This is a genomic window from Cereibacter sediminicola (assembly GCF_007668225.1).
In the GTDB taxonomy this organism is placed as follows: domain Bacteria; phylum Pseudomonadota; class Alphaproteobacteria; order Rhodobacterales; family Rhodobacteraceae; genus Cereibacter_A; species Cereibacter_A azotoformans.
This window is the reverse complement of sequence record NZ_VDEK01000021.1, coordinates 30,835-42,455: the sequence shown is the minus strand read 5'-3', so window position 1 is coordinate 42,455 and position 11,621 is coordinate 30,835. Positions and strand designations below refer to the sequence as shown.

The 11,621-nt window shown below is 70.3% G+C and carries 9 protein-coding genes; 6 read left to right on the top strand and 3 right to left on the bottom strand.

Translation table 11 applies throughout. From position 1 onward, the window contains the following. The first annotated feature begins 81 nt into the window (after positions 1 to 81). On the top strand, positions 82 to 3,573 hold the full coding sequence (gene dnaE / locus FG154_RS13845) for a DNA polymerase III subunit alpha (protein ID WP_145109019.1): 3,492 nt from the start codon (positions 82 to 84) through the stop codon (positions 3,571 to 3,573). A 9-nt stretch (positions 3,574 to 3,582) separates the two neighbouring features. Here dnaE and FG154_RS13840 read toward each other — a convergent pair whose 3' ends face one another. Next, positions 3,583 to 3,783 (bottom strand): SlyX family protein, encoded by a 201-nt coding sequence (locus FG154_RS13840; protein WP_011910826.1) that lies wholly within the window; start codon positions 3,781 to 3,783, stop codon positions 3,583 to 3,585. An 88-nt stretch (positions 3,784 to 3,871) separates the two neighbouring features. On the opposite strand from FG154_RS13840, the gene hisS reads away from it, so the two are divergent. Genes hisS through hisG form a run of 3 tightly spaced genes read left to right on the top strand, consistent with a single transcriptional unit; the run spans position 3,872 to position 7,160 of the window. Continuing rightward, positions 3,872 to 5,356, top strand: a complete 1,485-nt coding sequence (hisS, locus tag FG154_RS13835; RefSeq protein WP_145109016.1) for a histidine--tRNA ligase — start codon at positions 3,872 to 3,874, stop codon at positions 5,354 to 5,356. After that, complete coding sequence (locus tag FG154_RS13830; protein WP_145109013.1) at positions 5,353 to 6,450, top strand: ATP phosphoribosyltransferase regulatory subunit; 1,098 nt, start codon at positions 5,353 to 5,355, stop codon at positions 6,448 to 6,450. The genes hisS and FG154_RS13830 overlap by 4 nt, the downstream gene beginning before the upstream one ends. Beyond that, positions 6,447 to 7,160 (top strand): ATP phosphoribosyltransferase, encoded by a 714-nt coding sequence (gene hisG / locus FG154_RS13825; RefSeq protein WP_145109010.1) that lies wholly within the window; start codon positions 6,447 to 6,449, stop codon positions 7,158 to 7,160. Before FG154_RS13830 ends, hisG begins: the two co-directional genes overlap by 4 nt. Here the strand turns inward: hisG and FG154_RS13820 are convergent. Next, positions 7,153 to 7,584, bottom strand: coding sequence for a DUF1489 family protein (locus FG154_RS13820; protein ID WP_145109007.1), 432 nt, complete (start codon positions 7,582 to 7,584; stop codon positions 7,153 to 7,155). The genes hisG and FG154_RS13820 overlap by 8 nt on opposite strands. Before the next feature lie 137 nt (positions 7,585 to 7,721). After that, positions 7,722 to 8,408, bottom strand: a complete 687-nt coding sequence (locus FG154_RS13815; RefSeq protein ID WP_186312372.1) for an arylesterase — start codon at positions 8,406 to 8,408, stop codon at positions 7,722 to 7,724. Here FG154_RS13815 and FG154_RS13810 point away from each other — a divergent pair. Continuing rightward, positions 8,407 to 9,096: an ABC transporter ATP-binding protein gene (locus tag FG154_RS13810; RefSeq protein WP_145109004.1), complete on the top strand. Its 690-nt coding sequence runs from the start codon at positions 8,407 to 8,409 to the stop codon at positions 9,094 to 9,096. The two genes, FG154_RS13815 and FG154_RS13810, sit on opposite strands and share 2 nt — an antisense overlap. Continuing rightward, positions 9,093 to 11,600, top strand: a complete 2,508-nt coding sequence (locus FG154_RS13805) for an ABC transporter permease (RefSeq protein ID WP_145109002.1) — start codon at positions 9,093 to 9,095, stop codon at positions 11,598 to 11,600. The genes FG154_RS13810 and FG154_RS13805 overlap by 4 nt, the downstream gene beginning before the upstream one ends. The last annotated feature ends 21 nt before the right edge of the window (positions 11,601 to 11,621 follow it).

The following is an 11,621-nucleotide window of genomic DNA, read 5'->3' as shown; positions in this document are numbered from 1 at the left end:
GATGGCAAGGGGGTCCGACCGTCGACTGGACGGCGCCGCCGCGTCTTTCCGGCCGGTCGCGGGTTCTGTAGGCTTCGCGCCATGTCGAACGTCCCCCGATTCATCCACCTCCGCGTCCATACCGAATATTCGCTGCTGGAAGGCGCCGTGCCGGTCAAGAAGCTGATCGGCCTCTGCACCGCGGCCGCCATGCCGGCGGTGGCGGTGACGGACACCAACGCCATGTTCGCCGCGCTGGAATTCTCGGTGCTGGCAAGCGGCGCCGGGATCCAGCCCATCGTCGGCTGTCAGCTGTCGGTCGCCTACGAGACGGCGGCGCTCGGCGAGCGGGCGAAGCCGCCCGCGCCGGTCGTGCTGCTGGCGCAGACCGAAGCGGGGTATGGCAATCTGATGAAGCTCTCCTCCTGCCTCTATCTCGGCAAGGATGGGGCGCTGCCGCAGGTGACGCTGGAGGAGCTGGAGCGTCATTCGGGTGGGCTGATCTGTCTGACGGGCGGGCCGGACGGGCCTGTGGGCCGGCATCTGCAAGAGGGGCAGCGGGCGAAGGCCGAGGCGCTGCTGGGCCGGCTGGCCGCGATCTATCCCGGGCGGCTCTATGTCGAGTTGCAGCGACATCCGGGCGAGGGCGGGCGGCTGACCGAGGCGGAGCGCGCGACCGAGCCCGGCCATGTGGAGCTGGCCTATGCGATGGGCCTGCCGCTGGTCGCCACCAACGACGTCTATTTCCCCAAGCCCGAGATCTATGAGGCGCATGATGCGCTGATCTGCATCGCCGAGGGGGCCTATGTCGATCAGGTCGCGCCGCGGCGACGGCTGACGCCGCAGCATTACTTCAAGTCCGAGGCCGAGATGGTCGCGCTGTTCGCCGACCTGCCCGAGGCGGTGGAGAACACGGTCGAGATCGCGCGCCGCTGCGCCTTCAAGGCCGCCAAGCGCCCGCCGATCCTGCCGCGCTTCGCCGATGACGAGGTGGAGGAGTTGCGCCGGCAGGCCAATGAGGGGCTGGCGGCGCGGCTGGCGGTGATCCCGCATGCCGCACCGGTCGAGGAGTACGAGGCGCGGCTTGCATTTGAACTCGGCATCATCGAGCAGATGGGCTTTCCGGGCTACTTCCTGATCGTGGCCGACTTCATCAAGTGGGGGAAGGCCAACGGCATCCCGGTGGGGCCGGGGCGGGGGTCGGGCGCGGGCTCGCTCGTGGCCTACGCGCTGACGATTACCGACCTGGATCCATTGCGTTACCAGCTTCTCTTCGAGCGGTTTCTGAACCCCGAGCGGGTCTCGATGCCGGATTTCGACATCGACTTCTGCATGGACCGCCGCGAAGAGGTCATCCGCTACGTCCAGGAGAAATACGGCCGCGACAAGGTGGGCCAGATCATCACCTTCGGCGCGCTCCTGTCCAAGGCCGCGGTGCGCGACGTGGGGCGCGTGCTCCAGATGCCCTACGGGCAGGTGGACCGGCTGTCGAAGATGATCCCGGTCGAGGGGGTGAAGCCCGTCTCGATCCAGAAGGCGCTGGCCGACGAGCCGCGCCTGCGCGAGGCCGCCAAGGCCGAGGAGGTGGTCAAGCGCCTGCTGGACTATGGCATGCAGATCGAGGGGCTTCTGCGCAACGCCTCGACCCATGCCGCGGGCGTGGTGATCGGCGACCGGCCGCTGGACGAGCTCGTGCCGCTTTATCAGGACCCGCGCTCGGACATGCCGGCCACCCAGTTCAACATGAAATGGGTCGAGGCCGCGGGGCTGGTGAAGTTCGACTTCCTCGGCCTCAAGACGCTGACCGTGATCCAGAACGCGATCGACCTGATCCGCGGCACGGGGCGGCCGCTGCATAAGGCGGCGGACGGGCGGGTGCTCTACGACCCGCCGCCGGGCGCCGAGAATGACATCGGGCACATCCCGCTCGAGGACAAGGCCACCTACGAGCTTTATGCCCAGGCCAAGACCGTGGCGGTGTTCCAGGTCGAAAGCTCGGGGATGATGGATGCGCTGCGGCGCATGAAGCCCACCTGCATCGAGGATATCGTGGCACTGGTGGCGCTCTACCGCCCCGGTCCCATGGAGAACATCCCGGTCTATTGCGAGGTGAAGCACGGGCTGCGTGAGCTGGAGAGCCTGCATCCGACCATCGACCCGATCCTGAAGGAGACGCAGGGCATCATCGTCTATCAGGAACAGGTGATGCAGATCGCGCAGGTCATGGGCGGCTATACGCTGGGCGGCGCGGACCTCTTGCGCCGCGCCATGGGCAAGAAGATCGCCGAGGAGATGGCGAAGGAGCGCCCGAAGTTCATCGAGGGCGCGAAGAAGACCCACGGGATCGACGCGAAGAAAGCCGGTGAAGTCTTCGACCTGCTGGAGAAATTCGCGAACTACGGCTTCAACAAGTCCCACGCCGCGGCCTATGCGGTCGTCAGCTACCAGACCGCCTGGCTGAAGGCGAACCATCCGGTCGAGTTCATGGCCGCGGTGATGAACTGCGATATCCACCTGACCGACAAGCTCGCCGTCTACAAGCGCGAGGTGGACAAGCTGGGCATCCGCACCGTCGCGCCCTGTGTCAACGCCTCGCTGGCCACCTTCACGGTGCGCGACGGGGCGGTGGTCTATGCGCTCGGCGCGCTGAAGAATGTGGGCGTCGAGGCGATGCGGCTCATCGTCGAGGCCCGCGGCGACCGGCCCTTCGCCACGCTCTTCGACCTGGCACGGCGGGTGGAGCTGAAGCGGATCGGCAAGCGCCCGCTCGAGATGCTGGCGCGCGCCGGGGCCTTCGACGCGCTCGACCGCAACCGCGCGCGGGTGTTCGAGGCGCTGGACGCGCTGGTCTCCTATTCCGCCGCCATTCACGAAGCGCGAAACTCAAGCCAGGTCTCGCTCTTCGGCGAGGCGGGGGCGGACATCCCCGAGCCGCGCCTGCCCTCGCGCGATGACTGGCTGCCGGTCGAGCGGCTGGCGCAGGAGCATCAGGCCATCGGCTTCTATCTCTCGGGCCATCCGCTCGACGACTACATGGGGGCGCTGAAGCGGCGGAACGTGACCACACTCGCGGCGCTGACCGATCTGGCGCAGCGGGGGCCGATGGTGGCCAAGCTTGCGGGGGCCGTCTCGTCGCGGCAGGAGAAGAAGTCGGCCAAGGGCAACCGCTTTGCCTTCGTCCAGCTCTCGGACCCGACCGGGCTTTACGAATGCACCGTCTTCTCGGACGTGCTGGAGCAGGCGCGCGACCTGCTGGAACCGGGCGGCCATGTGGTGCTGACGGTCGAGGCCACGCTCGAGGGCGACAGTCTGAAGCTGCTCGCGCGCGGGGTCTCGCCCATTGATGCGGTGGCGGCCGATGCGGGCGCCATGAGCCTGCGTGTCCATCTCGACCGCGCCGAGGCCGCGGCCTCGGTGGCGGCGCTGCTCGCCCGCGCGCAGGGACGCGCCCGGGCGCCAGTGCGGATCTGCGTGCGCGACCCCTCGGGCGGGCAGGAGATCGACATCGAGCTGGGTCAGGATTTCGCCGTCTCGCCGCAGATCCGCAGCGCGCTTCGCGCCGTCCCGGGCGTCGAGATGGTCGAGGAGATCTGATCCGGGCGCTCAGTAGTGCGGCGGGCGCTGGTCGGCGAGGACGGCCACGCCTTCGGCTTCACGCTCGGCCTCGCGTTCGAGCAGCATCTCGACGCGGCGGCGGAGCTGCGAGATCTCGCCTGCCTGCCGCGCCACCACCTCCGAAAGATCCTCGACGCTGCGCACCAGATGCGCGATCTGCACCTCGGCCGCCTCGATCCGGTCGTCCATTCCATGCCTCCTTCTGGTTCGCCCGGCGCTTGTCCGCGCGCCGCCCTTCCGATACACCGCGCGCGACGAACAGCGAAGGGTGCGACCCATGGCCAAGGACAAGGCTCCCCGCCGCCCGCGCGCGGAAACGCCCAAGGGCTTCCGCGACTATTTCGGGGCGGACGTGACCGAGCGCAAGGTGATGCTCGATGCGGTGGCCGAGGTCTATCATCGCTATGGCTTTGACCCGCTGGAAACCTCGGCGGTCGAGACGGTCGAGGCGCTTGGCAAGTTCCTGCCCGACGTGGACCGTCCGAACGAGGGCGTGTTCGGCTGGCAGGACGAGGACGGCGACTGGCTCGCGCTGCGCTACGACCTGACGGCGCCGCTGGCGCGGGTGGCGGCGCAGTTCCGCAACGACCTGCCGAGCCCCTACCGCCGCTATGCGATGGGTCCGGTCTGGCGCAACGAAAAGCCGGGGCCGGGGCGGTTCCGCCAGTTCTACCAGTGCGACGCCGACACGGTGGGGGCGGCAAGCGTCGCGGCCGATGCCGAGATCTGCGCCATGCTGTCGGATGCGCTCGAGGTGGTGGGCATTCCGCGCGGCGACTACATCGTGCGGGTGAACAACCGCAAGGTTCTGAACGGCGTGATGGAGGTGGCGGGCGTGCTCGATCCCTCGGACCCGTCGAAGTTCGAGGCCGAACGCGGCATCGTCCTGCGCGCGATCGACAAGATCGACCGGCTGGGCGAGACGGGCGTGCGTGCCCTGCTCGGGGCGGGGCGCAAGGACGATTCCGGCGACTTCACCAAGGGGGCGGGTCTCTCGGACGAACAGGCCGAGGTGGTGATGGGCTTCATGGCCGCCAAACGTGCCACCGGCGCCAAGACGGCGGCGCGGCTGCGCGAGCTGGTCGGCGGCTCGACCCTCGGGCGCGAAGGCGTGCAGGAGCTGGAAACCATCGCCGAGCTGCTCGACGCACAGGGCTACGGGCCTGACCGGATCGTGGTGGACCCCTCGGTGGTGCGGGGTCTCGGCTACTACACCGGCCCGGTGTTCGAGGCCGAGCTGACCTTCGAGATCCTCGACGAGAAGGGCCGCAAGCGGCAGTTCGGCTCGGTCGCGGGCGGCGGGCGCTACGACGATCTGGTCAAGCGCTTCACCGGCCAGTCGGTGCCGGCGACCGGCGTCTCGATCGGGGTGGACCGGCTGCTCGCGGCGCTGCGCGCCAAGGGCCGGGCGGGGCAGGAGGCGCAGGGGCCGGTGGTCGTGACCGTCATGGACCGCGACCGGATGGGCGACTACATGGCGATGGTGGGCGAGCTGCGCCGCGCAGGGATCCGGGCCGAGCTTTACCTCGGCAACCCGAAGAACTTCGGCAACCAGTTGAAATATGCCGATGCTCGGAAATCTCCGGTGGCGGTGATCCAGGGCTCGGACGAGGCGGCGCGGGATGTGGTGGTGCTGAAGGATCTCGTGCTGGGTGCGAAGATCGCCGCGGGCGCGAGCCTCGAGGAATGGAAGAGCCGCCCGGCTCAGGTCGAGGTGCCGCGGGCGGAGCTGGTCCGGGCGGTGAAGGACATGCTCTCGTGACCAAGGCTGCGGTGCGCGCGGAAGCCGAGGCGATCTTTGCGGCCTTTCAGGCGGCGGGGGCGGTGGCGGTCGAGGCTGACATCCTGTTGCCTGCGGGCACGCTCCTTGACCTCTATGGCGAGGACATCCGCGCGCGGGCCTATGTCACCTCGGACCCGCTCCGGGGCGAGATGATGCTGCGCCCGGACTTCACCGTGCCGGTGGTGCAGGCCCACATGAGCGAAGGGGCCGAGCCCGCGCGCTACACCTACATGGGCGAGGTCTTCCGTAGGCAGGAGCATGTCGGCCCGCGCGCGTCCGAATACATGCAGGTGGGCTTCGAGCTGTTCGACCGGACCGAGCCCGAGGCCGCCGACGCCGAAGTCTTCGCCCTGATCGCGGGGTTGCTGGCGCCGCTGGACCTTCGGGCCGCGACGGGCGACATCGGCATCCTGATGGCGGCCGTGCGCGGTCTTTCGACCACCGAGAAGCGCAAGGCCGCCCTCCTGCGTCATGTCTGGCGGCCCAACCGGTTTCGTGCGCTGCTCGACCGGTTTGCAGGCCGCATGCCGGTGCCCGAGGCGCGGCTGCGCCTTCTGGACCGGCTGTCGAGGGCGGGCGCGGTCGAACTGATGGAGGCCGCAGGCCCCGCGATCGGCCTGCGCGAGCCGGACGAGATCGAGGCCCGTGCCGCCGCGCTGGTCGAGGATGCCTCGGCCGCGCCACTGGGGGCCGAGGAGACGGCGGTCCTTGACGAGTTGCTGTCGCTCGAGGATGCGGCGCCGGCCGCGCTGGACCGGCTGGAGGGGCTTGCCCGCCGGATGCCGTCGCTCGGCCCGTCGGTCGCCCGCTTCGCGCGTCGTCTGGGCGCCCTCTCGGCGCGCGGGATCGCGGTGGAGCACCTGCCGTTCGACGCGAGCCACGGCCAGAGTTCGCTGGAATATTACGATGGCTTCGTCTTCAGCTTCCACGCCGCCGATCCGGCCCTGCCGCCGGTGTCCACGGGCGGACGGTATGACGCGCTGACGGCGGTGCTGGGGCAGGGCCGATCCATCCCCGCGGTGGGCGGCGTGATCCGCCCGGGCCTCGTGGCCAGGCTGAAGGGGCTCGCATGACGCTGAAGATCGGGGTGCCGTCCAAGGGCCGGCTGATGGAAAAGACCTTCGACTGGTTCGGCACGCGCGGCGTGACGATGCGCCAGACGGGGGCCGAGCGGGAATATTCCGGTGCCGTGGAGGGGATCGAGGGCGTCGAGCTCGTGCTCCTCTCGGCGGGCGAGATCCCGCGCGAGCTGGGGGCGGGGCGCATTCATCTCGGGGTCACCGGGTCCGACCTCGTGCGCGAGAAGCTGGCCGACTGGCGGACGCAGGTGGCCGAGCTGGCGCCGCTCGGCTTTGGACATGCCGACCTCATCATCGCCGTGCCGGCCTTCTGGATCGACGTGGACACGCTGGACGATCTCGACGCGGTGGCGGCGGCCTTCCGGGCCACGCACGGCTTCCGCCTGCGGATTGCCACCAAGTATCACCGTCTCGTGCGCGAGTTCCTGACCGACAATGGCGTTGCCGACTATCAGCTGGTGGACAGCCAGGGCGCGACCGAGGGCACGGTGAAGAACGGCACCGCCGAGGCGATCGCCGACATCACCTCGTCGGGCGAGACGCTGCGGGCCAACAATCTGAAGATCCTGTCGGATGCGCTGATCCACAGTTCGCAGGCCGTGCTCTTCGCCTCGCGCAAGGCCGACTGGTGCGAGGCCGCGGCGCCGCTGCAGGTGCTTGGCCGTCGGCTCGGCCTGCAGCTGCCGGACCTCGCCGTTACCTGAGGCCGATGTCGGCCAGCGCCTGGGCCAGTTCCGGGGGCAGGGCCTCTTCCTTCGCCCGCCCCTTGGGCAGGTCCGCCGGCGACTCCTCGGGCGAGAGATAGCGCCAGCCCTGGAAGGGCCGCCGCGGGGCAGGGACGGTGCGGATCACCTCGGGGTCGAGCACCAGCGCGCAGCGCGCGATCCCGTCCGCGCCGGTGACGCTCTCGAGGGCCCGGATCGGCTGGCGCGCCAGCACGAGCCCCTTGAACACCCAGTAAAGCGAGCCTCCGGCCAGCACCTCGGCCTCGCGCTTCGGCCACATCCGGGTGATGTGGCGCGGATTTCCGTCGGGCCAGCGGTGGCGCTCGCCGTGCTGCCACGCGATCAGCTCTTCGACCGCTTCCGCGCCGACGCAGAGCTTCAGGATGTTCACGTGACCGGACATATGGGGATTCTCCGTGGCAGAGGCCCGTCATATAGGCCGCCTGCCCGGCCGCTCCAAGCGGTTCACGGCGACATCGCCGCGGCTTCCGCAATCTCGCGCACCCGCACTGCCCCTCCGGCCGCGGGCGCCCGTCGGGCCTAGTTCCGCGCGCGCTCGACCAGCGCCCGCACCTTCGGGCCGATCTCCTCGACGATCACGGCCACGCCCTCGGTGCTGGGATGGATGCCGTCGGGCTGCATGTAGCGCTGGCGCGCGTCGGGCTCGTCAAGCCGCGCAGTCAGCGGCGCGAAGAAGTTGGCCTCGAGATCGGCCTCGTAGCTGCGGGCGAGATCCGGGAAGATCGCGTCGAAGTCCCGCTTGTAGTCGGGGCCGTAATTGCCCGGCGCCTCGAGCCCGACCAGCAGCACGGGCAGTTCGCGCGCCCGGGCCTCCTTGAGGATCGCCTCGAGGTTCGAGCGGCTGAGCCCGGGGTCAAGTCCGCGCAGCATGTCATTGCCGCCGAGGTTCACGATCATGGCATCGACCTCGGGGGTCAGGCTCCAGGCCAGCCGCGCGAGCCCCCCCGCCGTCGTGTCGCCCGAAACGCCCGCGTTTACCACCTCGACGGCCTGGCCATGGTCCCGCAGCCATTGTTGCAACTGCGGAACAAAGCCCTCTCCTTCCGGCAGTCCGTAGCCGGCGGTCAGGCTGTCGCCCAGGGCCAGCACGGTGACCTCCTCGGCGGCCAGCGACGGCATGGCAGAGAAGACAAGGGCCAGCGACATGTTGCGCATCGTGCGAAGCGCGCCATATCGGGGGCTGAGGTTGAGAGAGGCGAGGTGCATGAGCGAGACGATCCTTGCGCTGAGGGACGCGCGGCTGACGTTGGCGGGGAATGCGGGTCCGGTCGAGATCCTGAAGGGGATCGACCTGGACATCCGGCGCGGCGAGACGCTGGGTCTTGTGGGGCCTTCGGGGTCGGGCAAGTCGTCTCTCCTGATGCTGATGGGCGGGCTGGAACGCGCCACCGGCGGCTCGGTCCTGGCCCTGGGCCAGGATCTGACGGCGATGGACGAGGACCAGCTCGCGCGGTTCCGCCGGGGGAATATGGGGGTGGTCTTCCAGTCTTTCCACCTTATCCCCACCATGACCGCGCTGGAAAATGTGGCGGTGCCGCTGGAGCTTGCGGGCGCGCGCGACGCCTTTGCGCGGGCCGAGGCCGAGTTGCGTGCGGTGGGGCTGGGCCGGCGGATGGATCACTACCCCTCGCAGATGTCGGGGGGCGAGCAGCAGCGGGTGGCGCTTGCCCGCGCGGCGGCGCCGCGGCCCGCGATCCTTCTGGCCGACGAGCCGACGGGCAACCTCGACGGGGTGAACGGGGCGGCGATCATGGAACTGCTCTTCGGGCTGCGCGACCGGCACGGGGCGACGCTCGTGCTCGTGACCCACGCGCCCGAGCTTGCCGCGCGCTGTGACCGGGTGGTGCGGCTGGCCGACGGGCTGATCGCGGGCGAGGAGCGCAAGGCGGCATGAGGAACGCGGCACGGATCGCGCGGCGCGAGTTGCGGGGCGGCCTTCGCGGCTTCCGCGTCTTTCTCGCCTGCCTCACGCTGGGCGTGGCCGCCATCGCGGCGGTGGGGCTGGTTCGGTCGGCCATCGAGGCCGGCCTTACCGATCAGGGGGCGGTGCTGCTGGGCGGCGACGCGCAGATGGAGTTCACCTACCGCTTCGCCACCCCCGAAGAGCGCGCCTGGATGGAAGAGCGGGCCGAGCGCGTCTCGGAGGTGGTCGAGTTCCGCTCGATGGCCGTCGTGGGGGATGAGCGCGCCCTGACGCAGGTCAAGGGCGTCGATGACCTCTACCCGCTGGTGGGAGAGATGGAGCTCGATCCGCCCTTCCCGCTCGAGGAGGCGCTGGCCCGCCGCGGCCTGCCCGGCGCCGTCATGGACCGGGTGCTGGCGGACCGGCTCGGGATCGGCATCGGCGAGAGCTTCCGGCTTGGCAACCAGAACTTCCGGCTCGGCGCGGTCATCGTGCGCGAGCCCGACAGCATCACCGGCGGCTTTGCCTTCGGCCCGCGCACGCTTGTGCACAGTTCGGCCCTGGGCGCGTCGGGGCTGCTCGGCCCCGGCACGCTCTATGAGACGGAATACCGGCTCGACCTGCCGGCTGGAACGGATCTGGCGGCGGCGCAGGCCGAGGCCGAGGCCGCCTTCCGCGACAAGGGGATGCGCTGGTCGGACAGCCGCCGCGCGAGCCCCGGCGTCGAGCGGTTCGTGGACCGGACCGGATCCTTCCTGGTCCTCGTTGGGCTTGCCGGTCTTGCGGTGGGGGGCGTCGGCATCTCGGCGGCCGTGCGGGCCTATCTCGAGGGCAAGATCGCCACGATCGCGACGCTGCGGACCCTGGGCGCCGAGGGCAGCACGATCTTCCTGGCCTATCTGCTGCAGATCGGCGTGCTGACCGCGCTTGGCGTGGCGGCGGGCCTGCTGCTCGGGATTCTTCTGCCGCTGGCGGCCTCGCCCTTCATCGTGGCCTCGCTGCCTTTCCCCATCGCCTTCGGCATCTACCCTGCACCGCTGGCCGAGGCCGCCTTCTACGGCATCCTGACCGCGCTGCTCTTCACGCTCTGGCCGCTGGCGCGCACCGAGAGCGTCCGTGCCGCCGCCCTCTACCGCGGAACCGGGGGCGGAGGGCGCCCGCGGTGGCCGTGGCTGCTGGCCACGGGCGCGGTGGCGGCGCTGCTGGTGGGGGGCGCGGTGGCCTTCTCCGGCACGGCGCTTCTCGCCCTCGGATCGGCGGGCGGCATCGCGGGGGCGTTGGCGGTGCTGGCCCTGGCCGCGCTTGCGCTGCGCCGCGCCGCACGGCGGGCCGCGCGCTCGGGCCTTGCGCGCGGGCGCACGGCGCTGCGGCTTGCGCTCTCCTCGATCGGCGGGCCGCGGGAAGAGGCGGCGTCCGTCATCCTGTCGCTCGGCCTCGGCCTCTCGGTGCTGGCCGCCGTGGGCCAGATCGACGCGAATCTCCGCTCGGCGATCTCGCGCGACTTGCCCGAGCGTGCGCCGTCCTACTTCTTCGTGGACATCCAGCAGGACCAGATCGACGGCTTCCTCGGCCGGCTTGAGGCCGACGCCGAGGTGAGCCGCGCCGAGGCGGCGCCGATGTTGCGGGGCGTTCTGACCCGGATCAATGGCACGCCCGCGCGCGAGGTGGCGGGCGAGCACTGGGTCGTGCGCGGCGACCGCGGCATCTCTTACGCCGCCCGCCCCGACGAGACCGCGCGCGTGGTGGCGGGCACCTTCTGGCCCGAGGATTATCAGGGCCCGCCGCAGGTGTCCTTTGCCGCCGAAGAGGCCGCCGAGATCGGCCTCAAGCTTGGAGACCGGCTGACCGTCAACATCCTGGGCCGCGACATCGAGGCCGAGATCACATCCCTGCGCGAGGTGGATTTCTCCTCGGCCGGCATGGGGTTCGTGATGGTGATGAACCCGGCCGCCCTTCAGGGCGCGCCCCACACCTTCATCTCCACCGTCTATGCCGAGCCGCAGGCCGAGGGCCGCATCCTTCGGGAGCTGGCCTCGGACTATCCCAACATCACCGCCGTCCGCGTCAAGGATGCCATCGACCGGGTGAGCGAGGCTCTCTCGGCGATCGCCACGGCGACGGCCTGGGCCGCGGCGGCGACGCTGGTGACGGGCCTTGTGGTGCTGATCGGCGCCGCTGCGGCGGGCGAGCGCGGGCGGATCTACGAAGCGGCCGTGCTGAAGACGCTCGGGGCCACGCGGGGCCGGATCCTGGCGAGCTTCGCGCTGCGCTCGGGCCTCCTGGGGGCGGCGGCGGGGCTTGTGGCGATCCTCGCCGGGGGACTTGCCGGATGGGCCGTCATGACCTTCGTGATGCAGGCCAGCTATCGGTTCGAGCCTGTCTCGGCGCTGGCCATCGTCGCCGGGGGCGTGCTCGCCACGCTGCTCGCGGGCCTCGGCTTTGCGTTGCGTCCGCTGCGGGCGCGGCCTGCGCAAGTTCTCCGTTCATCGGAGTGAGATAGCGGGAACCATCTCTCT